The sequence below is a fragment of the Chryseobacterium sp. CBo1 genome (genome assembly GCF_001693475.1).
In the GTDB taxonomy this organism is placed as follows: domain Bacteria; phylum Bacteroidota; class Bacteroidia; order Flavobacteriales; family Weeksellaceae; genus Chryseobacterium; species Chryseobacterium formosense.
Genome location: NZ_MAUH01000001.1, coordinates 1 through 23,296, shown reverse-complemented (window position 1 = coordinate 23,296; position 23,296 = coordinate 1). Strand labels below are relative to the sequence as shown.

Genomic DNA, 23,296 nt, shown 5'->3' with positions numbered 1-23,296 from the left:
ATTTTAGAAATGAATACATTAACAATATTAGCCTTATCTTGGCAACACATCCTTATCGTTGCCATCATCCTTTTATTACTTTTCGGAGGTAAAAAAATCCCTGAATTGATGAGAGGTATGGGTTCTGGAATTAAAGAATTTAAAGATGCTATCAAAGAAGAAGACAAACCGGGTTCAAAAACAACCGACAACAATTCTTCCAACAATAATACAGCTAGCCACTAAAACTTCTTTATTTCAATGAATTTTACCGATACTGCCTGGAAAATCTTCAACCAGTCTATTGAAGATTATCATATATTAGACAGCGTTGAAACTCCTATTAAAAACCCGTTTGAAAGTGATACTTTGGAACGGATTTTGTATGCTAAAAACTGGATTGATACCGTTCAATGGCATTTGGAAGATATAATAAGAGATGAAAATATAGACCCTGTTGAAGCTCTTCAATTAAAAAGAACAATAGACGCATCAAATCAGAAAAGAACAGATTTGGTAGAGTTTATAGACAGTTGGTTTCTAGATAAATACAAAGATATTACTCCAAAATCTGACGCTAAGATTAATACTGAAACTCCAGCTTGGGCTGTCGACAGATTATCTATTTTAGCATTAAAGGTTTATCATATGTCGTTAGAAGCAAATCGCGAATCTGCTTCTGAAGAGCACCGTTATAATTGTCAGCAAAAATTAGACGTATTGCTTACCCAGAAAGAAGATCTATGTGCTTCAATCATTCAATTGCTTAATGATATTGAAAACGGTGATGTTAAGATGAAAGTGTACAAACAAATGAAAATGTACAACGATGAAAGTCTTAACCCAATCCTTTATCAAAAGGAGCAAAAATGAAACGACTATTTTTTCTTGGAATACTGTTAATAATCACTTCTTCATGTGCCACTGAAAAACTGAATATGTCACCTGTATCTGGTAGTTTTTCGAGTGACGCAAAAACTGAATCTGACAATAAAAGTATAAGCATAAACATTACAGAAAACGTTAATGCATCAGAAATCACGAATCTGATTTCTTCTTTTCCTAAATTTTCAAATCCGGCATTGAACGAAGAGACCAGTAATCTTAAATACACGCTCCAAAACTATCTTTATGCGATAGAATCCGGGAACAAAGCAGGAAAAAATAAAACAATCCGCAACTTAGAAAAATCTTACAAGAAAATTCAGAAGCTTAGAAAAAATCTTAAAAAAGACGAAGACGAGGTTCTAAACAGATATTTGGTAAGATTAAAAACAAACGTCACTGTAATAGAAGATTCCATAAACGGAAAAAAATAAACAATACAATTCAATGATAAAAATTCAGGCGGAAGCCAATGTTCCTACAGAACACGGTAATTTCCGAATGATAGCCTTCTCAGAAGATCAAAATGACTGGATGCCACACATGGCAATCGTTGCAGAAAATACTGATTTTTCTCAACCTGTCAATGTACGTTTTCACTCTGAGTGTATTACCGGAGAGGTTTTCCATTCTAAAAAATGTGAATGCGGACAACAGCTGGATGCAGCTATGAAATATATGCACGAGAATGGTGGTGTCATCATCTATCTTCGTCAGGAAGGAAGAAATATCGGGATCATCAATAAACTTAAAGCATATTCTCTACAGGAAAAAGGATTAGATACGGTACAGGCAAATTTAGAATTAGGCTTACCTGCAGACGACAGAAATTTTGGTATTGCCATTGAAATACTGAACCAGTTAAAAATTGAAAGCATCAATCTTTTAACCAACAATCCTGAAAAGGTAAAGTTTGTACAGGAGAGCAATATTAATTTAAACTCAAGAGTGCCTTTACAAATTCCGGCAAATGAGATCAGCAGAGGTTATCTTCAAACTAAAAAAGATTTTTTCGGTCATTTCTTAGATGACAATGACAATTAATAAAATCAAAAGCTCCGAAACTAAGTTCCGGAGCTTTTTTGTTATAAAAATTTGAAAAGATATTCTTATTTTATTTTTACAACTTTTGAATCATCAATGTTGTAGTACTTAATAACAGCATTATAATCGCTATAATCTACTTTTGGTGCAGTTCCTTTATTTAAAAATCCTGCAGGAACCAGAACAATTCTAAAGGTTTGATTATTATAATATGCAGGAGTTGTAGTTACGTCATAAGTTCCGCTAAGATAAATCTGTACATCATTTTTTGTGAAATCAAAATCATAGTCTATTTCATTCCCGTTACTTAGATATATTGTTTTAGGAATCTGCTCCCAAACATCATTAGTTCCTGAAACAGCTTTTAGTCTATAAACTAAAACCATATCAGAATCCAGCATACCATAAGAAGTTAAAGATTGATTAATAAAATGTTGTTGAGTCGAACTATTATATTGAAAACTTCTTGTAATTTCTAAAACTCCGGAATATGTATCATTATCGACATACTGCACCTCATCATCATTGTTATCGCAGCTGTAAGTAAATAAACTCACAAAAGCAAGCATTAAAATTGGGAAAAACTTTCTCATTATATAAATTTTAAGATTATTATTATTGAATATGCCGAATCAAAACATATACCAAAAATTATAAAAACATTGTCACTCATCATTTTTTAATCGTATTTTTGTTCATATTCAATACATCATGAAGAAATTAGTTTTTAATTTTCTCTTAATTATAGCTTTTTCTGCTTCCGATCTTTCGGCGCAATATCAGCCTAAAGATATTTCCAGGTCAGATATTAAGAAAGCAAATCAATGGGTTGACCAAACTTACAACAGTCTTTCTCAGGACGAAAAATTGGGACAACTTTTTATTGTTGCATTGTACACCAATAAAGACGACAACCATATCAACCAGGTGAGAAATATTGTCACAAATGATAAAATTGGAGGATTAATTTTAATGCAGGATGACGCAGCAAGAGAAATTAATCTCGTGAATGAATTTCAGCAGAAGTCTAAAGTTCCTTTAATGATCGGAATGGATGCAGAATGGGGATTGTACCAAAGAATCAATACCGCTCACAAATTTCCCTGGGCAATGACTTTAGGAGCTATCCAGGATAAGGATCTGATTTATCAAATGGCTGCAAAAATTGCGGAAGACTGCAAAAGAATGGGGATTAACTGGGATTTTGCGCCGGTTGTTGACGTAAACACAAATCCGAACAACCCAATTATCGGAAACAGAAGTTTCGGTTCTGAGGTTTCTAATGTAACACAATCTGCTCTATCTTACGCAAATGGTTTGCAGGACAACAATATTCTTGCTGCCATTAAACATTTTCCGGGGCATGGTGACACCAGTACAGATTCACACCTTGATCTTCCGGTGGTTTCTCACAGTTTAGAAAGATTAAATAAAATTGAGATTGCTCCTTTCAAAGCTTTAATGAATAAAGGAATTGGCGGTGTGATGGTTGCACACTTATACGTTCCAAGCCTTGAATCAGGAAAAGGAATTCCGGCTTCAGTATCAAAGAAGATTATCACAGATTTACTAAAAGATAAATTAGGATATAAAGGTTTAATTATAACCGACGCTCTGAATATGGGCGCTGTTGCCAACAAATACAAACCGGGTGAATTAGATGCTTTAGCTTTTAAAGCAGGAAATGACATTATGCTTTTTTCGCAAGGTGTTGCAGAAGGTAAAAAATTGATTCAAAAGGCGATTGATAAAGGTGAAATCTCTCAGTCAAGAGTTGAGGAAAGTGTAAAGAAGATTTTGTTAACTAAGTATTTTTTAGGTTTAAATCAATACAAACCAAAAAATCCTGACAATGTAATCTACGATATTAATAATGAGTCGCATACAAAACTGGTTCAAAATCTTTATGCTAATGCATTAACATTATTGAAAGACGAAAAAAAATTGCTTCCTTTAAATTCAAACACGACTTACTATTATGTTCCGCTGGAAGAAGCTCCTTATCAGACTTTTGCAAATCAGTTAAATATAAATTCAAAAATTATCATTAAAAAAGCTTCTGAAATCAATTCAATTCCTGCAAATTCTACTGTAATTGTTGGTTTCCATAAAGATAATTCTACAGCTTACAAACCTTACAAAATTTCATCAGAATCAAAAAAGATTTTAGCTGATCTGAGTAAAAATCAAAATGTGATTCTTAATGTCTTCGGGAGCGCATATGCTTTAAAAGACATTGATATTTCTAAAGTTTCGACCGTTTTGGTTTCTTATGAGAATAATGATGACTCGATGACAGCAACTGCAGATGCAATCAACGGAAAAACTAAAATTTCGGGAAGACTTCCCGTTTTAGTCAACGAAAAATTAAAACCAGGTATGGGAATCGATTTAAAAGTTTCCCACACAAAATAAATTGACATCAAATAAAAAATAAAAGATGAAAATAGGCATACTTTGCTACCCAACATACGGCGGAAGCGGAATCGTGGCAACAGAACTCGGAATGTCTTTGGCAAACAAAGGCTATGAAGTACACTTCATCAGTTCGGCACTTCCGGCTAGATTAGATATTACCAATCCAAATATTTTCTTCCACAAGGTTAATGTTCAGACCTACCCTCTTTTCCAATATCAGCCTTACGATATTGCATTGAGCTCGATGATTTACCGTGTTGTAAACCTTTATAAATTAGATTTACTTCATGCTCATTATGCCATTCCGTACGCTTACGCAGCTTTTACAGCCAAACAAATGCTGAAGGAAGATAATAATGATATTCCTTTGGTAACGACACTTCACGGAACAGATATCACTTTAGTTGGGCAACATCCGAGTTACAAACATGCGGTTGAGTTTTCGATTAATAAATCTGATGCGATTACATCTGTTTCTGAAAGTCTGAAAAAAGATACGCTGCAGTTTTTCAATATTAAAAAAGAGATTCAGGTGATTACCAATTTCATCGATAACTCCGAATTTGATGACTGCAATGAATGCCAGAGAACACAGTTTGCGAATCCTGACGAAAAAATATTGATTCACGTTTCCAATTTACGTCCTGTAAAGCGTGTAGAAGAAGTTCTTCAGATTTTTAAAAATGTTGAGAAAAAGGTTAAATCTAAACTGATTATCATCGGTGAAGGTCCCGATATGGAAAAAGTCAACCAGTTTTTGGAAGAAAATCCTGATTTAATTTCAAAGATCCGACTTTTAGGAAAGGTAAATGATCTGTACAGAATTCTTCAGCTTTCAGACGTCTTTTTACTTCCTTCCGAGCAGGAAAGTTTCGGTTTGGCAGCCTTGGAAGCAATGGCGGCAAATACTCCGGTAATCAGCTCAAATGCAGGCGGAATTCCAGAAGTAAACATTCAGGGAGAAACCGGTTTTTTAGCAGAAATCGGAAATGTAGAAGCGATGAGTAATTATTGTATTAAATTATTAAGCAATGATGAGCTTCTCAATCAGATGAAAGTCAATGCTAAAGAACAAGCCATCAGATTTGATCTGAAAAATATTCTTCCTATTTACGAAGATATGTATAAAACAACGATTGAGAATTTTAAGGGTGAGCTGACAAAAGCTTAAAATCATTTAAATATCTAATAAAATCAGAGCAATGCTCTGATTTTTTTGTTTTACTGAAAATTTAGGTTCGGCTCCTTCGGAGCCGAACCTTTTAGCAGGGAGAAATTAATTGCCGATTGGCGCGCTCCGTAGGAGCGCAACCTTTGTACAAAACCAATTATCATCACAAAATACATGCTCCGGAGGTGCGACACAGAAACGTTATAAAGTTTAATCTCAACAAAAATAATTTTCACTAAATTAGTTGTCACACAAAATCACAACTGATGAACGAAAAATTGCTTCAATACCTTTGGAACTTTAAAGTATTTACCCATTACAATTTTACAGATACCGAAGGAAATCCTGTTGAAATTTTAAATTTCGGAAAATTGAACACCGATTCCGGTCCGGATTTTCTGATGGCAAAAATCAAGATCAAAAATGTTATTCTTGCTGGAAATATCGAGCTTCACGTAAAAGCTTCAGATTGGATTTTTCACAATCACACCAAAGATCCTGCTTATCAAAATATTATTCTACACGTAGTTTATCAGAATGATATTGACATAGAAGAATTTAAAAATCGGAATATTCCGACATTAGAATTGAAAGACCATATCGATAAGAATATTTTTGAGAAATATGAAAATCTGCTGAAAGAAAGTCAGTTTATTCCGTGTGAAAAGATTTTCAATACCAAGAAAATTCCAGTTCAATTTCACGAAGAAAATTTATTGAAAAAACTTGAGGAAAAATCAATAGAGATAGAAACCGATTTACAGCGCTTTAAAAACAATTATGAAGCCGTATTATTTCACCATCTCGCCTACTCTTTTGGCCTGAAAGTCAACGCTTCTATTTTCAAGCAAATTGCAGAAAGTATTGACTTTATCGTTATCAACAAAATACGGCAAAACAAAACACAGCTTGAAGCTTTATTTTTCGGAGTTTCCGGATGGCTAGAAACCCCACAAGACCCACAAATACAGTTGTGGAAAAGAGAATTTGATTTTATTAAAAACAAATACAATATTTCCGATGTTAAGATTTACCCTAAATTTCTAAGATTACGACCTCCTAATTTCCCGACCATCAGATTATCACAACTCGCTGATCTGTATTTTCAGCATCAGAATATATTTTCTAAAATCATATCAGCACAGAATACAAATGGTTTAATTGAAATTTTTAAAGAAATAAAAGCATCAGAATATTGGGATAATCATTTTAATTTTGGAAAAATATCTCCTGTTAATCAAACAAAAACATTAACGAAAGATTTCATTGAACTGATTATTTTAAATACCGTTTTACCAATAAAATTCACCTATCACAAGCATCAAAACGAAAACATCAATGATGAAATCCTTACTTTTTACAATAAAATTCAGGCTGAAAAGAATTCGGTTATTGCGCAATGGAAACAATTAGGCTTAAAAGTCAGAAACTCTTTAGAAAGCCAGAGTCTGATTTATCATTTCAAAAACTGTTGCGAAACAAAAAATTGCTTAAATTGCGGTATCGGATTTAAAATTTTAAAAGAATAGTAAATAATGTTTGATAATCTACGTCATAAAATGGAACGCGAATGGTTTGGTGTACTCACAAGAATGGGTGCTAAACTGGGAATTCCGGTTTCTAAACTGAGAGTTTTCTTCATTTATTCAACTTTTGCGACGGCAGGTTTTTTCTTTTTAATTTATCTCGGTTTGGCTTTTACACTTTGGATCAAAGATATTTTCATTACCAGAAGACCGAGCGTTTTTGACCTTTAACCATGGAATTTCTACAGATTACTTCACCCGATGATTATCGCGTGCAACAGATTTACAAATCCTACTCAACTTCTTTTCCGGAAGATGAAAGACGGGATTGGTATAAGTTTCTACAATTATTTGAGCATCCGAAAGTAAAAGTAATTTCGGTTTTGCATGATTCTGAAAACATCGGTTACCTCATCATTTGGGAATTGAGTAATCATATCTTTGTAGAGCATTTTGAAGTTTTTTCTCAATTCAGAAACCAAAAACTAGGTTCTCATATCACAGATTATTTGTTTAAAAATCATCCGAGAATTATCTTAGAAATCGAACCTGAACATTTGAACGAAGATTCTAAACGACGTTTTTCGTTTTATCAAAGAAATGGCTTTAATCTCATTGATGAAATGTATGTACAGCCAAGTTACGGCGAAGGTAAAAACAGCCTTCAGCTTTGGCTTCTTGCTAATTATTTCCCGGAAAATTTAAAAGAAGTAAAAGACGAGATTTACGATATTGTTTATCATTAAATAAAACATTCATTTATTCTTTCGATTTCATATTTTCTTTAAGTCTTTCAACATAAACAGGAATCACCTCATCCAGACTAAACATCACTCCTGAAACATTTTTAGCTCGTACATATTTTCTCACATCCGGTTTAACAATAAAACTGAATTCCAAAAACTCTGAAATTTTCTCGGCCGGAACTCCATCTTTTACAAAATCTTCGTCAGCAATTCTCTTTCGGATCCAAGTAATATCTTTCTGTACATCTTCATACTTATACCATCTTTTCTGTCTTCTTGCTTTTCCGCTAATCAAATCATATACACCCTGAACATCAAGATTCCCGAGAGCTGCAGCAAATAAAACTCTTTTTATTTCAGCCGGAACTTCACGAGGTTTCTCTCCTGTTTTAGGCTTAGGCAAACCAATATCTTTTTGAAGCCGGTCTTTTTTATCAATTTTCGTAAGTCTTTTTGAGTCTTTGGACAGATCACCTGTTACAGAAACAATTTCTACTTCTTCAATTTCCTCAGGTATTCTTATCAGGACAACATTCATCGGAACATCTACATTATAAACCTTTCTGGAAACTCTTTCATAACCTTTTTTCACAAATCTGATCTCGTCTTTTTCTGATGCTTCAATCGAGAATTCCCCGGAAGAATTACTGTAAACCTTCTTATCATTAGTCATATTCACAACTAAAACTGAGGTTACTATCATATCATTCTCACTCATTATAGTCCCCGAAACTTTTTGCTGGCAGAAAAAAAGTGTCATAACATGAAAGAAAAATACCGCAAAAATATTTCTCTTCATTAGACTTATTTTTGAGTTTGTGGAGCTTTGTAAGAATCAATTCTCATAAGAACAGCATTCTGAAACCTTCTTAAATCGGCATCACTTACAAAACCATATTTCAGTATTTTTTGCCTTTCGAAACCTCCCGTAAGGATATAGGTAATAAAATGATGAATGAAAGGTTTTTCTATTTTTAAGTCTGCAAAATACTGATCTCCAAGAGCATAAGCCAGGTAATTAGACAAATCAAGGTCATCCCATTTATTTTTCACTTTTCCAATTGAAAAACCTTGTCCTTTTGGTTGTACAAATTCTCCTGGTCTTGCCGCTAAAATTCTCGGATCAGATTTTTGCTTGAGATAATTATTGATCTCCGCTTTTAGTTTTTCAACTTTTTTTGGAGGATTAAGCGTTTTAGAATCAATCTTTAAATCTCCGCTGAGTCCTTTTTTTATTTCGACTTCAGCAATTAATTGAGCAGCTCTCGTCAACTGGACATTCATTGGCGATACTAAATTTTCTTTGGAGACTTTACGGTCAATTCTTTCATAGCCGCTTTTAAAAAAACGCAGAATATCACCCTCTCTCCCGGAAACCATAAAATGACCGTCTCTATTGGTAAGAACCTGTTCGTTAGTTCGTATATTAATAACTGTAACGGCTGGAACTTCGGTAAGGTCTTCTGAAGAGATCTTTCCAAAAATATAGCTTTGAGCATTAATTTGGATATAAAAAATGAATGATAAAATAAAGAGTAGTTTAAACTTCACAGATTATTGTTTTATGTAACAAAACTAAAGTTATTTTTTAATTCTGTTATAAGTTTAACCAGACTTAACGCGATTTAATATTTTTTTTGAATTTAAAGTTGAAAACTGTTAAAATATAGGCTCCGATTTGTTAAATTTTAAATTAAATTTTATCTAAATTGCATAAAATCTTTCGCTAAAAATGTCAAACTCTTATACAGTAATCAATGCATCGGCCGGTTCCGGTAAAACTTACGCTCTTGTACAGAGGCTTTTGATGATTTGTCTGAGATATCCCAATCAACAATCGTCAATAAGAAATATTTTGGCATTGACGTTTACAAACAAAGCCGCCAATGAAATGAAGGAGAGAATTCTTTCTTGGCTAAATAAATTTACAGCAGAGAATTACGTCGAAAACAACGATTTAAAAAACATCCAAAAAGCATTTGAAACAGAAGGCTTAAAAATAACCATTGATGAACTTCATTATCGTTCAAAAAAACTTTTAGATTATATCCTTCATAATTATTCAACCTTAAATATCGGAACGATTGACCGTTTTAATTCCCGATTGGTGCGAAGCTTTTCTTATGAGTTAGGTTTGGCTAAAAATTTTAATCTTGAAATTGATGCAGAGCCATTTTTAATTGAAGCAGTTGACAAAATGCTTGACCAGATTGGGGAAAATGAAAATATTTCCAATTCATTCATGGATTATGTAGATTACAGTCTGGAAAATAATGAGAGAATTAATCTTAATAAAAATCTATACGATTCAGCGAAAGAATTTGTAAAAGATATTCATTATGAACATCTGAAAGACAACAAAGAATTTGACGATGCGAATTATGAAAACATCAAAAACACTTTAAGAAAAGAAATTACTTCCAATAAAAAGCAGTCATTGGATCTTGCATTAAGCTCGATTGAATTGTTTAAATCAAGAAATATTGATATCGAAGATTTTGCACAAGGAAAAAACGGATTGGGTGGATTCTTCCCAAAAGTGGTAGAATTTTATCAGAAAAAAAGACCTGGTTTCCCATTTCCAAGTTCGACAGAAGAATCTGTTGTTGAAAAATACAGAAAAGGAGCTGCTGCAAAATCAAAACATAAAGAATCCGAAATTTCAGAAATATTAGAACAGCTCTTGGAAAACAGAATGAAGCTGATTCTTTTATTCATCGAAACGCAAAAAAAAGAGAAAATTCTTTCCGCCTTGCTGCCTTTGAAAGTGAATAAAGACATTCAGGATGAGCTGAGAAAAATTGAAGAAGAAAATGATTTGGTTCTGCTTTCAAAATTTAATATTTTAATTAATGAAAATCTTAAAAATGAGCCTTCAGCTTTTATTTACGAAAAAGTAGGATCGCAGTTTCAGCATTATTTCTTTGACGAATTTCAGGATACTTCAGAATTACAATGGCAGAATTTTGTTCCATTGAGAGATCACAGTATTTCGACAGAAAACACTTCTTTTACCTTAGTGGGAGACCCGAAACAAAGTATTTACCGATTTCGAGGCGGTGAAAGCAAACTGATGCTGGACATCATTAATAAAAAAGAATTTGCACCGAGAGAAGCAGAATTATTAGTGTTAAAAGACAATTGGCGAAGTGCTAAAAATATTGTTCAGTTTAATAATGAACTGTATCATTTTCATTCTTTAAACCTTGAAGAAGAGCATCAGCATATTTTCGGAACCGATGGTGAGCAAACCCCAAAATCGGGTATTGAAGGACGTGTAAAGGTTAATCTTATTGAAAATCTAACCAATGAAGATTTTTATAACGATGTTTCCGAGAAAATGCAGAAAGATATTCAGGAATGTCTTGATAACGGATTCAGATTTTCAGATATTACGATTCTTTGTCGTGGAAATTTTGACATTTTCTCTTATTCGCAAAAATTAGGGAATCTGAAAGTCAATTATCATGGTGAAGAAACCAATATTAAAACGATTTCGGATAAAGGTTTAACCTTAGAATTATCGGATACCTTAAAGGCAATTGTGGAGTTTCTGAAATGGGAAACCAATCCGAAAAACAAACCTCATCTGATCATGATGATGTTTTACCTGAACCGACTCGAAAGAATCAATATGCCGGATTTTACTTTAGGAATGAAAGAAATTCTGGCTTTGGAACAGCATGAAGAAATCATTCAGTTTATTGAAGAAAAATATCATGTAAAGCTTAAGCAAGACCATTTTCCGAAATTTAATCTTTATAATTTTATTGAATATTATATCAACGAATTTTCGATTGAAAATAAGGAGACCGACTTTTTGCTCAACTTCTTGGAAATGCTTTTCAATTTCACTCAGAATGCTGGAGCAAGCACAAAAGAATTCCTGAAATATTGGGATGAAGAAGCTTCCACGTACACCATTCAGGCTTCAGAAAATATTGACGCCATTCAGATTATGACGATTCACAAAGCAAAAGGACTTGAGTTTCCTGTTGTTTTCATTCCGATGATGAATAAAAACCGAGATTCTGAATTTACCAACTGGTTTGAAAATGATGAAAATTCGCCTTTAAAATCAGTCAACATCAATCAGTTTAATAAAAATCTTGAAGTCTACGACCAAGGTATCCAAAAATTTAACCTTGAAAACTCTTATAAGAATCTTGTCGACCGATTATGTCTGCAATATGTTGCAACAACGCGGCCTGTAGAACAGTTGTTTTTCTATCTTCAGAAACAGAATAAAACTTCAAATAATTTAGAAATTCTGGAATTTGTTCAGTCTAAAAACCTGCAGGATTTGGATGAATTCGACTTATACAAAACTCATCCTGAAATGCTGAAAAAACAGATCAGTCATAAAAATTCTGAGTTTAAAACCAAAAGTATTGAAAACCTAAGAAACGAACATGAAAATACAAGTTCGATAAAAATTGCAACACCATCAAAAAATTATCAGGTGAGAAACGAAAAAGTAAGAATCGGACTTTTCGTACACGAATTACTTTCAAAAATCAACACCGAAAAGGATATTGATAAAGTTTTGGAAACCTATGTTTTGGAAGGTCAGATTACGCTTGAAGAAAAAGTAAATATTAAAGAAGACTTAAAAAAAATCATCGGCCAATACGCTGAATTCTTTGATGAAAAATGGAAAGTAATCAATGAAAAAGACATCATGATTTCGGAAAGAGGCATCAGCAGAATTTATCGTCCCGACAGAATTTTAAAAGGCGATGAAGGCTACATTATTGTCGATTTTAAAACCGGAATGGAGACCGAAAAGAACGACAAACAAATTGAAACCTATAAATCGGTTTTAGAAAATCTGGGAATGAAAGTGATTAAAACGCAGTTGATTTATTTGTAATTTGCTGTTTATATAAAGCTAAAAAATTTTCGGCGGCACCTTTGGTGCCGCCGAAAATTTTTAATGATATTAAAAATAATTTACGCTGTTGGATCTCCCACAAAAACTCTTTTCGCCAGTTCCTGGTCAAAAAGATATAATGCAGAAGGGTTATCAGAAACCATTTTAATTTTTGTTACATACTGAGAAGCAATCGCTTCCTCTTCTACCTGCTCGTTGATAAACCACTGCAAGAAAGAAGTTGTTGCAAAATCGCCTTCATCGTTAGCATTTTTCACAATGTTGAAAATACTTCTTGTCACTTTCTTTTCGTGCTCCAGAGCTTTTTCGAAAATATCGGTTGCGCTTTCAAAAGTGTGAGGCGGTTTTGGAATTTCTCCCAATACAATTTCGCCTCCGACATCGTTTAAGTAATCAAACATTTTATCGGCATGCATCAATTCTTCTTTGCTCTGCACTCTGAAGTAATTGGCAATTCCGTCAAGATCTTTTGCTGAAAACCAAGCAGACATCGAAAGATAATATTGAGCCGCATATTGCTCGTGTGCGATTTGTTCGTTTATTAACTGTGCAATTTTTTCACTTACCATAATAAAAATTTATACTCAAATTTACGGATTATCGGTCGAAAGGAAAAACAAACGCTTAAATTTAGATTTAGATTGAATACAAAAAGGGCAGAAAACTCTGCCCTTCCAACATTAAAAATCAAAATTATAAACCTCTCATCAGCTTATATAGAAGTTCCTGACTGTGTTTTCTTCATCATTCTTCTCTCTCCTTTCAGCCCTTTTTCTTTCATTATCGCTTTTCTTTCCTCCATCTTAGCTTTTCTTGAGGCCTGCCATTTATCATACTGATCAGGAGACAAGATGTTTTTCATTTCATTATCCATCTGCTGTCTTTTTGCTTTCATCTGCTCCATTTTCGCCTGTCTTTCACCTCTGTTTTTTTCAAATTCAGCTTTCATATCTGCTTTACGCTTCTCCTGAAGATCTTTAATTTTTGCAACCTGAGATTCATTAAGGTTTAATTCTTTCTGCATTTCAGCCATTCTTTCTTGCTGCTTTTGCTCCATTTTTTTATGCATTTCCTCTCTGTTGATTTTTTTATCCTGAGGATTTACCTGTTGTGCCATTGCAAAACTTCCTGTTACGATAAATGCTGCGGCTAGTACTAATTTTTTCATGTATTTAAAATTATTAATTGGTTTCTTATATCTTTTTGATGCTGAATTTCACGAGAAGTTAAAAATGAATTTCATAGTTTTTGTTAAATTTTATTGTTAAATATTTAAACATTTTTAAAATAAAAAAGAGAGTAGATAATTAAACCTACTCTCACACCACTCAAATATAATATATGAAAACTAATTGCTAACTAAATTTCCTCTAAAGCCAGAACCTCTTCCTTCACCGCCCCTGTTTTGCTGTCTCGGCGAATTATTCTGAATTCTCGGACTTGAATTTTCATTTCTCGGCTGAGACCTGAATCCTCCGTTTCCGTTGTTTCTTGGTGAACTGTTTTCTACTCTCGGAGAAACTGTTCTCGGAGTTTCTGATCTGAATCCTCCATTACCATTATTTCTCGGAGAATTATTATTTTCTGCTCTTGGACTTTCAGATCTGAAACCACCAGAATTTCCTCTTACTCCGTTATTATTTCTTACACCATTGTCAGAATTTCTGAATCCTCCATTATTTCCTGATCTCACTCCATTCTCATTTCTGAATCCTCCCGAATTGTTACTTCCGTTTCTGAATCCTGAGTTTCTTACAACATTCAAAGTAGGATTATCATTTCTTCTAAAGCTGTTTCTGTCTACTCTATAGATATTGATGTTTACATTTCTATATCTAGGAGTTACCCTGAATCTCGGAACATAATGCGTTCTTCTGTAATTCTGGAAATACACGATTGGGCTTGAGCCGTGATAATAATTATTCTGGAAAACCACAAAAACTCTTGGTCCTAAAATTCTTTCCATTGCATAGAATCTGTCATAATACCATCTGTCCGGATTGTATCTATAGAAGTTATTCCAAGCTGAAAAACTTGCGTAAAGATTATTCAGATATAAAATCTGGTCAATCTGCCATCGGTTTAATCTGTTCTGAACAAAAAACCCGTTCCAGTTGATATTGATAATACTCTGTCTGTAATCATTGTAATAACTCTGATAATAATCTGACGGATAATAATCTTGTGGATAATTGTAATAATAATCATCAGGGAAATAATTTCTATCATCCTCATCACTATAATATCCGTCGTTATTTCCGTAATATCCATCATTATCCCAACCGTTATTTGGATATTGCTGTGCAAACGTCAACGTTGCTAATCCAAGTGCAAATCCTATAAATATTTTTTTCATTTCGATAATCATTAATTGGTTAATGTAAGAATTCTCATTCCTGTCTTTTTGATGTAGATATAAAAAAGAAGTTAAATCCTGAGATAAAACTTCTTTATAAAACATTTTTAAATAACTGATTTTCAATCAAATAATTTCAATCACTCCCTACCACTATCTTTGATCCAATTTGAAATTTTATTATTAAACTCTGAATTTTCAATTAAATTTTCAATATTTAAGTGCATTCTGTATCGCCAATAATGCGGAAACACTGAAGGATCGTTAATCCTTTCGTTATTCATATTGGGATTTGTAAGACTTTCCTCAGTTGCCAGAAATTCCTGAATCGGAAAAATTGCCAGCATTGCATCATTGTAAAGATGCTGTTTCATGATGATTTCAGCTAAATATGGGTTCAAATCATCCGGTGCTTTTCCATATTGATTTAATTGTTGATTAAAATACGTCTGCGTTAAAACTTCATTTTCTTTCCACCATTGTCTAAGCGTAGAACTATCGTGAGAAGAAGCCGTAACAACATTCAGATAAGTTGCTTCTTGGGGATTGTAAAAAGAAAGATTTCCGGGAGGCATTCGTTGAACTTTTAGGGCAATAATTGCTAATTCATCCATCACTTCGGGAACACAATCAGGAACCAGACCCAAATCTTCACCACAAATCAACATATCTGTAGAACTTAAGATAGCAGGAAGTTTTTCCATTGCTTTTTCTTTCCAAAGATGATCTTGTCTTTTGTAAAAATAATCCTGATAAAGCTCGTAAATTGATTCTCTTTCCCAATCCGAAAGATATTGATACGATTCTGTCTTTAAAATATTGAATCTGGGATGATAAACCGTTTCACCATCCTTTTCTTCTATTACAAACAAAACATTTGCACATAATGAAATGAGTTTTTCCGCAATTTTATCTTTGGGAAGTTTGCTGAAATGATCAGTAAGTTTTCTTTGTGTACCAAACTCTTCTTTAAACTGATACGTTCCGTCTGGGTTTTTAATCAAAAATTCTAATGCTCTGAAATTTTCTTCTCCAAAATATCTCCATAAAATCTGATCATTGATGAAGGGTTTACAATATCGGTCAAAATCAAAAGGAATATGTCTTGCTTTAAATTCATCCAAAACCACAGGAATTGCCGGATAAAAATAACCTAAAATACCTTGAGTCGCAGAAATTGGCATTCTCCAGATTCGGAAAAAACCCAAAATATGGTCAATTCTCATCGCATCAAAATACTGTTCCAATGCTTTGAATCTATTTTTCCACCATTGATAATTATCATTCTTCATAGCTTCCCAATTGTAAGTTGGAAATTCCCAGTTCTGCCCAATCTCTGTGAACTGATCAGGCGGAGCTCCAGCCTGAAAATCCATTCCGAACAATTCAGGTTCTGTCCAAGCTTCAACAGAATATCTATAAATTCCTATTGGCAAATCTCCTTTTAAAGAAATTCCCAAACTGTGAACATATTCCACAGCATCTTTCAACTGTTTATGAAGTTGAAACTGCACCCAAGCATGAAGCATAGATGCATCATAATCTTTATTTTTAGCAGAGAAAAACGGAGCAACTTTTCCTGCGATATATTTTTTGTGGGTTTTCCAAGTGTTGAAATTTGGGGTTTTATATTTATCTCTCAACACACAGAAAGCCGAATAAGACAAAAGCCATTCTTCATTATCTTTTATAAATTTTTTAAAGCTCCTGTCTTTATAAATGCTCTCTTTCTCAGTATTAAAAATGATTTTAAGATATTTCCATTTTGCGGAAATCATCTTTTCATAATCAACTAATTCAAGAGCATTCAGTTCATTTCTTTCAGCTTGATATTCATCAACTAAATCCTTCGGTAATTTAAAATCAAGATTTTCAATAGAAATATATTGCGGATGTAAAGCGTAGACAGAAACTGCGGCGTATGGGTAAGAATCTGTCCATGAATAATTTGCCGTTGTATCATTAATTGGTAAAATCTGAATAATTCCTAAGGAAGTTTCATTTGCCCAATCTCCTAGTTTTTTAATATCTGAAAATTCACCGACACCAAAGCCATTTTCAGTTCTCAACGAAAATACCGGAACAGCAACTCCCGCATCATGATACATCTGATAAGACTTAAATTTAAAATAATGATCTGCAACAATCTGCAAAACATCTTTCTGTGTATTCGGAACTGTTGATCGATTTGCACCACTTTCTACATCTACTATTTTTTGCTGTGCTTTATCAAAAATGGCATATTTATACTGAATCAACTGAACTTCCGGAATCTCAACCGAAGCCTCCCAAATTCCAAAATCTGTCTGGGAAAGATGAATGAAGTTTTCGTAGCTCCAGTTGCCTAATGAAGAGGTATTTCCCACAAGAGCTATTTCCCAATCATGATTGTAAATGGGTGCTTCAATTCTGAATAAATGGGTATGTTTTTTTAAACTCGGAAGTTTTTGCGGCTTTAGCTGAGTGAATTTATTTCGAAGAATTTTATTGTTCAGATAATTTTCGGGAAAATTTTTATTATTCCATTCATCAAAAATTAAAAATTCTTTATAGTTGTGTGGAAAATTTAAACCATGTTTTACGAATTCTTCCCGCAAAACATTTTTTCTGTCATCTGTAAGCTGATATTTATAATCTATTGATTTTGAAAAATAATCGACTTCACATTTCCACAAACCATTTTCGGTATGAAACATTGAGTGACTTCGAGGAGCTGAATCTTTTTCATCGATGATTAATTCTAATTTTTCGCCGGGTTTTGTATGATATTCTATATTAAAATATAATTTCATCTATGCATATTTTCCTTAAAAATACGTTTTAAAATTGAAAAACAAGTTGTTGCAACATCAAATATTCATTAAAAAACCTTTCCTCAAAGCTGAGAAAAGGTCTTAAAATATTATAAAAAAAGTCAGTTATTTTGTCACGAGGATTTTCTTTGAAAGTAAAGTTTTCCCGGATTCTTCAATAATATTCACCAAATACGCTCCAGTCACCAAATTTCTTAACTGAATCTGCTGATTAAGATTACCATCTTTTACCGTCAGATTGGAAGACATGACAGATTTTCCTGAAATATCAAAAATATTCACTTTAATATTTCCTTTCACCGATTTATCATTCACATTTACCGTTATTGTCTGATCCTCAACTTTTGTAGGATAAATATCAATATTCGCAAAAGTATTGTTTGCTGCAACTCTGTCATTTGCAAAATACTTACTCGCTAAATCATAAATGTGAAGACTTTGTTCTCCCGGAAGCAGTTTTGCTTCTAGACTATTGAGATTCAATTCATATAAAGCAGCACCTTTTGCGCTTGCCACAACAATATTCCCTTTTGAATTTACAGCTGCCCCGTTTACGGAATAGTTTTCAGGAAGACCTGTAATTTTCCCTACGAATTTAGCCTTTAGTTCTTTAGTTGAAACTTTAAACACATTTCCTGAAGCCGAAAAAACGTAGAAATTATTATCTGCATCAGCAATAATATCACCACCAAAACCCGTCTCCATTGACGTAAACGAATTCTTACCATTGGAAGCATCATCTTTAATGATTCCAAGATCACTGACGATGTATTGATCGTGTTTTTTGCTGATCTGAAGAAATTGCGTTCCTGCATTGTTGATCGCATAAATATTTCCGTCATATCCGGTTGCCATTCTCGTGATATGCGAATTGATGTCACAAGAACTAACTCTCGCAACTGTATTTTCGACCAAAGTAATTTCTTTTGTTTTCTGATTTAAAACATAAATATTGGATGAAAACATTGGCATATACACCAAATTGTTTCCTGAAGCATCAAATGCTAATGTCGCTAAAGTTGTTGCCTGAGAATTACTATAAGAATTCTTAACCTCTGTAATTGCCGATTTTCTCGCCTGTGAAATCACTTTTGCTTCTGAAGAAACACCAAAAATACTTTCACCGGATGTTCCGTCTGAATTCATTGCACGAAAATCACTGAATTCAATTCCGGGAGAGTTTTTTCCTGTTAGTGCAAAAAAATCCTGCTGTGCGCTAACTGTGTTTCCAAGTAATAATAAGACAATAGGAAATAAATGTTTTTTCATAATAGATAAATTTTAATTTTTAATCATTTTAGTATGACTAAGTTACATAATTTTCGGATTGGATTATATTTTTTTTTAGGTTGAGATTAATATTTAAGTTAAAGATTGAAAATGGATTTCTCCTTCGTCGAAATGACAATTTATGCATAAAAAAACTCCCACAAAATGTGAGAGTCTAAAGTAAATATTTTTACGTTCTAATTCAAAACGTAAGAAGTTCCGTCTCTTCCGTCTTTTAATTCAATTCCTTCTGCTAAAAGCTTATCTCTGATCTGATCTGAAAGTTCGAAATTTTTAGATTTTCTTGCCTGATTTCTCAGTTCAATTAAAACCTGCAAAGTTTGATCTAATTTTTGATTGTTATTCTCTTCAATATTCTGTAAACCTAAAACATCAAAAACAAAAGCATTTAAGGTAGATTTTAAATCTTCCAGATCTTGAGCTGAAATCGTTTCTTTATTTTCTTTTAATTTAAATATGAAACTGACAGCTTCAAAAAGATGCGAAATCAGAATCGGAGAATTGAAATCGTCCGTCAATGCATCATAACATTTCTGTTTCCAACCTTTCAAATCGAATGATGACAAATCCGAAAGCCGAAATTCATAATTCGAAACAATTTTCAAGGCTTCCATCAATCTGCTGAAACCTTTTTCACTTGCCAACATTGCTTCATTTGAAATATCTAAAACACTTCTGTAATGCGCCTGTAAAAAACAAAAACGAACGATCGCAGGATGAAATGATTTTTCGAAAAAATCATTTTCACCTGAAACCAACTGCATCGGCAAAATATAATTTCCTGTTGACTTACTCATACGCTGGGAATTCATTGTCAACATATTGGCATGCATCCAGTAATTTACCGGAGCGGTATCATTGCAAGCTTTCCCTTGTGCAATTTCACATTCGTGGTGTGGGAATTTCAAATCCATTCCGCCACCGTGAATATCAAAAGTTTCACCTAAATATTTTGTGCTCATCGCAGTACATTCTAGATGCCATCCCGGAAAACCTTCTCCCCAAGGCGAATTCCATCTCATGATGTGAGCCGGAGAGGCTTTTTTCCACAATGCAAAATCCTGTGGATTTTTCTTTTCACCTTGTCCGTCTAAATCACGGGTATTTGCGAAAAGTTCTTCTATATTTCTTTTTGATAATTCACCATAATTAAGACCTCTTGCGTTATATTCCAAAACATCGAAATATACAGAACCATTGCTTTCGTAAGCGAATCCTTTTTCGATTAATTTTTGTGTTAACTCGATTTGTTCAACAATATGCCCTGTTGCAGTCGGTTCAATATTTGGCGGCAATAAATTAAACATATCCAGAACTTTATGAAAATCGACTGTATATTTTTGTACGATTTCCATTGGTTCAAGTTTTTCCAAACGGGTTTGTTTTACGAAACGATCGTTATTCACATCTCCATCGTCTGTAAGATGGCCTGCATCGGTGATATTTCTTACATAACGAACTTTATAACCCAAATGCATCAAACTTCTATAGATAAAATCGAAAGAAAGGAAAGTTCGTACATTTCCCAAATGCACATTGCTGTAAACCGTCGGTCCACAAACGTACATTCCTACGTTTCCTTCTAAAATGGGTTTGAATATTTCTTTTTCTCCCGCAAGCGAGTTGTATATTTTTAATTGCATAATTTAATTCAAAGTTTAAGATTTAAGATTCAAAATTTTTATAGAGGTTTTTAACAACAAATAATGGTTGCTATAAAAATCTTATCTGAAACTTTTTTAAATTTTATCATTACTAAATAGCTTTTAAATGATGTTGTAAATGACCAATATAATCATTAATAATAAATTCTAAAGTGAAAATCTGAGATTCCGTTTTTGTCATATCACAAGTTCTTTGGAGAGCTTCGTCAGGAATATTTTCAACAGTATTTACTATCTGAAAATTCAAAAATTTCCATAAACTAATAATATCTGAAGTCGGAGTATTCTGATAATTCTGAGCTTTCACCCAAAAATTCTGATCATAAACAATATTCTCGTTTTCTTTATATTGAGTGATTACAAATCTTCTGATATTTGATAAAGCACTATCACAAAGATGACCTAAAATTTCTTTTTTCGACCATTTTTCAGGCAAAATTTTTGCTGACCATTCTTCTTCCGAAATATTTTCAAACCTTTGAAGTTCTTCGTTCACAATATTCTTGAGAATCTGATAATCCATACTTATATTCTCTTAATTAATAATCCAATTTCGCATGGCTTCCCACATAATGAAGGAATTCCTGTCTCGTAATCGGATTGGTTCTGAAAATACCACTCAATTCAGCCGTAATTGTTGAACTTGCCGTATCTTTTATCCCTCTGCAATTTACGCAAAGATGTTTAGCATCAATGATACAGGCAACATCTTTTGTTCCTAAAGCTTCTTTTAGCGCATTAACAATTTGCATCGTCAGTCTTTCCTGAACCTGTGGTCGCTTCGCATAATAATCAACGATTCTATTGATTTTTGACAATCCGATCACTTCACCATTTGAAATGTATGCAACATGCGCTCTTCCAATGATCGGCAAAAAATGATGCTCACAGAATGAATATACTGTGATATCTTTTTCCACCAGCATTTGGCGGTATTTATATTTGTTTGAAAAGGTAGAAATTCCCGGCTTATTTTCAGGAAGAAGTCCTCCGAAAATCTCATTAACATACATTTTCGCAACTCTTTTTGGAGAATCTTTAAGAGAATCATCGGTCATATCAAGGCCAAGCGTTTCCATAATTTCTGCAAAAAGTCCGGTAATTTTTTCTATTTTTTCTTCTGGTGATTTTTCAAAAGCATCATCTCGTATAGGCGTATGTTCTTTTCCTGTGAAAATATCATCGTCGTTATCGGTAAAATCAACCATTTTTTATTTATTTTGCAACAAAAATACGGATAAAATCTTTTCGTGTATTTCAATTTATAATTAAAAATATTACCTTTCGGTTTTATACTGAGTAAAGAAGCTATGATTACTGTTGAAGAAGTTTTAGATACCCATCAAAAAAAGGAATTCCTCGATTTTCCGGCAAGACTTTATCAGTACGACAAAAACTACATCAGGCCTTTAGACAAAGACATCGAAAATATTTTCAACCCTGAAAAAAACAAATTTTATAAAGATGGCAAATGTGCAAGGTTTCTGTTTAAAAATAATTCTAAAACAGTTGGAAAAGTGGCCGTTTTCATCAATAACTTATACGAACAAAGCCAACCAACCGGCGGAATAGGATTTTTTGATTGTATTAATGACCAAGAAACTGCCAATTTCATTTTTGATTATTGTAAAAACTGGCTTCAGGAAAAAGGAATAGAAGCGATGGATGGCCCGATCAACTTTGGAGAACGGGATAAATTTTGGGGTCTTGTAATTGAAGGTTTTATCGAACCATTATATGGAATGAATTACAATTTCCCGTATTACAAAGATCTTTTAGAAAACTACGGTTTTAAAGTTTATTTTGAACAGCTTTGTTTTTCGCGACCGATTTTTGCAGAGGTTTCCAGAGTTTTCACTGTGATGCATGCGAAACACAGCAAGAATCCTGAAATCTCCGCAAAACCAATGACTAAGGATAAACTGGAGAAATTTGCTAAAGATTTTACTGAAATTTATAATAAAGCCTGGGCTTCTCACGGAGAAGGAAAATGTATGGAAGAAGCTAAGGTTCTGAAAATGTTTAAAATGATGAAGCCTATCATTAATGAGCATATTTCATGGTTTGTATACGAAAATGAAAAACCTGTTGCCATGTGGATGAATCTTCCTGATACCAATCAATGGTTTAAATATTTAAACGGAAAATTTGGAATCTGGGAAAAGCTAAAATTTATTTGGATTAAAAGGTTTAAGAAAAACGAAAAAATGATCGGACTCGTTTTCGGAGTTGTTCCTGAATGGCAAAAAAAGGGTCTGGAAGGATATATGATCTGGGAGGGCACTCAACATTTAAGAAAACACACCGATTTTAAAGTCACAGAAATGCAGTGGATCGGTGATTTTAATCCAAAAATGATAAAAATTGCTGAAAATCTGGACACAACTGTGACGAGAAAATTGGCAACATATCGTTATTTATTCGATCAAAATAAGGAATTTGAAAGGCATCCGATGTTGTAAAAGAGGTTTGGAGCGGTTTCGCCTTTGGCGAAACCGCTCCAAACCATC

22 protein-coding genes are annotated in these 23,296 nt (G+C 33.3%); 11 read left to right on the top strand and 11 right to left on the bottom strand.

Annotated features, from left to right (window positions below):
- Positions 1–9 precede the first annotated feature (9 nt).
- From BA768_RS00110 to ribA, 4 genes are read left to right on the top strand one after another with little or no spacing between them, the layout of a single operon-like run.
- Positions 10–225, top strand: a complete 216-nt coding sequence (locus BA768_RS00110) for a twin-arginine translocase TatA/TatE family subunit (protein ID WP_065719226.1) — start codon at positions 10–12, stop codon at positions 223–225.
- A 15-nt stretch (positions 226–240) separates the two neighbouring features.
- On the top strand, positions 241–852 hold the full coding sequence (locus BA768_RS00105; RefSeq protein ID WP_034678122.1) for a DUF4254 domain-containing protein: 612 nt from the start codon (positions 241–243) through the stop codon (positions 850–852).
- Positions 849–1,298 carry a hypothetical protein gene (locus BA768_RS00100; RefSeq protein WP_034678120.1) on the top strand — a complete coding sequence of 150 codons (450 nt, stop codon included), beginning with the start codon at positions 849–851 and terminating at the stop codon, positions 1,296–1,298. Before BA768_RS00105 ends, BA768_RS00100 begins: the two co-directional genes overlap by 4 nt.
- 13 nt (positions 1,299–1,311) lie before the next feature.
- Positions 1,312–1,908 (top strand): GTP cyclohydrolase II, encoded by a 597-nt coding sequence (gene ribA / locus BA768_RS00095; protein ID WP_065719225.1) that lies wholly within the window; start codon positions 1,312–1,314, stop codon positions 1,906–1,908.
- A gap of 65 nt (positions 1,909–1,973) precedes the next feature.
- Here ribA and BA768_RS00090 read toward each other — a convergent pair whose 3' ends face one another.
- Positions 1,974–2,501: a hypothetical protein gene (locus tag BA768_RS00090; RefSeq protein ID WP_065719224.1), complete on the bottom strand. Its 528-nt coding sequence runs from the start codon at positions 2,499–2,501 to the stop codon at positions 1,974–1,976.
- Positions 2,502–2,619: 118 nt separating this feature from the next.
- Between BA768_RS00090 and BA768_RS00085 the strand changes: the two genes are divergently transcribed.
- From BA768_RS00085 to BA768_RS00065, 5 genes are all read left to right on the top strand, one after another.
- On the top strand, positions 2,620–4,323 hold the full coding sequence (locus BA768_RS00085) for a glycoside hydrolase family 3 protein (RefSeq protein ID WP_065719223.1): 1,704 nt from the start codon (positions 2,620–2,622) through the stop codon (positions 4,321–4,323).
- Positions 4,324–4,348: 25 nt separating this feature from the next.
- Positions 4,349–5,497, top strand: coding sequence for an N-acetyl-alpha-D-glucosaminyl L-malate synthase BshA (bshA, locus tag BA768_RS00080; protein ID WP_065719222.1), 1,149 nt, complete (start codon positions 4,349–4,351; stop codon positions 5,495–5,497).
- 266 nt (positions 5,498–5,763) lie between these two features.
- The gene (locus tag BA768_RS00075) at positions 5,764–7,026 is read left to right on the top strand and encodes a DUF2851 family protein (RefSeq protein ID WP_065719221.1); all 1,263 of its coding nucleotides are present in this window, start codon (positions 5,764–5,766) and stop codon (positions 7,024–7,026) included.
- Positions 7,027–7,032: 6 nt separating this feature from the next.
- Positions 7,033–7,254, top strand: a complete 222-nt coding sequence (locus BA768_RS00070; protein ID WP_034678114.1) for a PspC family transcriptional regulator — start codon at positions 7,033–7,035, stop codon at positions 7,252–7,254.
- Between the two features lie 2 nt (positions 7,255–7,256).
- Positions 7,257–7,769 carry a GNAT family N-acetyltransferase gene (locus BA768_RS00065; RefSeq protein WP_065719220.1) on the top strand — a complete coding sequence of 171 codons (513 nt, stop codon included), beginning with the start codon at positions 7,257–7,259 and terminating at the stop codon, positions 7,767–7,769.
- Between the two features lie 13 nt (positions 7,770–7,782).
- Here BA768_RS00065 and BA768_RS00060 read toward each other — a convergent pair whose 3' ends face one another.
- Together BA768_RS00060 and BA768_RS00055 are read right to left on the bottom strand one after the other, a co-directional pair.
- On the bottom strand, positions 7,783–8,568 hold the full coding sequence (locus tag BA768_RS00060) for a hypothetical protein (RefSeq protein ID WP_065719219.1): 786 nt from the start codon (positions 8,566–8,568) through the stop codon (positions 7,783–7,785).
- A 5-nt stretch (positions 8,569–8,573) separates the two neighbouring features.
- On the bottom strand, positions 8,574–9,320 hold the full coding sequence (locus BA768_RS00055) for a hypothetical protein (protein WP_065719218.1): 747 nt from the start codon (positions 9,318–9,320) through the stop codon (positions 8,574–8,576).
- 181 nt (positions 9,321–9,501) lie between these two features.
- On the opposite strand from BA768_RS00055, the gene BA768_RS00050 reads away from it, so the two are divergent.
- Positions 9,502–12,642, top strand: coding sequence for a UvrD-helicase domain-containing protein (locus BA768_RS00050; RefSeq protein ID WP_065719217.1), 3,141 nt, complete (start codon positions 9,502–9,504; stop codon positions 12,640–12,642).
- A gap of 80 nt (positions 12,643–12,722) precedes the next feature.
- Here the strand turns inward: BA768_RS00050 and BA768_RS00045 are convergent, their stop codons facing one another.
- The 8 genes from BA768_RS00045 to folE form a co-directional block, all read right to left on the bottom strand.
- Entirely contained in the window at positions 12,723–13,232 is a 510-nt protein-coding gene (locus tag BA768_RS00045) for a ferritin (RefSeq protein ID WP_065719216.1), read from the bottom strand.
- 143 nt (positions 13,233–13,375) lie between these two features.
- Positions 13,376–13,831 (bottom strand): hypothetical protein, encoded by a 456-nt coding sequence (locus BA768_RS00040; RefSeq protein WP_065719215.1) that lies wholly within the window; start codon positions 13,829–13,831, stop codon positions 13,376–13,378.
- Between the two features lie 180 nt (positions 13,832–14,011).
- The gene (locus tag BA768_RS00035) at positions 14,012–15,124 is read right to left on the bottom strand and encodes a hypothetical protein (RefSeq protein ID WP_228388243.1); all 1,113 of its coding nucleotides are present in this window, start codon (positions 15,122–15,124) and stop codon (positions 14,012–14,014) included.
- Positions 15,125–15,159: 35 nt separating this feature from the next.
- The gene (locus BA768_RS00030) at positions 15,160–17,811 is read right to left on the bottom strand and encodes a 4-alpha-glucanotransferase (RefSeq protein ID WP_065719214.1); all 2,652 of its coding nucleotides are present in this window, start codon (positions 17,809–17,811) and stop codon (positions 15,160–15,162) included.
- 126 nt (positions 17,812–17,937) lie between these two features.
- Positions 17,938–19,101 (bottom strand): T9SS type A sorting domain-containing protein, encoded by a 1,164-nt coding sequence (locus tag BA768_RS00025; RefSeq protein WP_065719213.1) that lies wholly within the window; start codon positions 19,099–19,101, stop codon positions 17,938–17,940.
- 197 nt (positions 19,102–19,298) lie between these two features.
- Positions 19,299–20,765: a cysteine--tRNA ligase gene (gene cysS / locus BA768_RS00020; protein ID WP_065719212.1), complete on the bottom strand. Its 1,467-nt coding sequence runs from the start codon at positions 20,763–20,765 to the stop codon at positions 19,299–19,301.
- Positions 20,766–20,877: 112 nt separating this feature from the next.
- Positions 20,878–21,309, bottom strand: coding sequence for a DinB family protein (locus BA768_RS00015; RefSeq protein ID WP_065719211.1), 432 nt, complete (start codon positions 21,307–21,309; stop codon positions 20,878–20,880).
- Between the two features lie 16 nt (positions 21,310–21,325).
- Positions 21,326–21,994, bottom strand: a complete 669-nt coding sequence (folE, locus tag BA768_RS00010; protein WP_034678095.1) for a GTP cyclohydrolase I FolE — start codon at positions 21,992–21,994, stop codon at positions 21,326–21,328.
- 102 nt (positions 21,995–22,096) lie between these two features.
- Here folE and BA768_RS00005 point away from each other — a divergent pair, with 102 nt between their 5' ends.
- Positions 22,097–23,248: a hypothetical protein gene (locus tag BA768_RS00005; protein WP_065719210.1), complete on the top strand. Its 1,152-nt coding sequence runs from the start codon at positions 22,097–22,099 to the stop codon at positions 23,246–23,248.
- Positions 23,249–23,296: the final 48 nt, after the last annotated feature.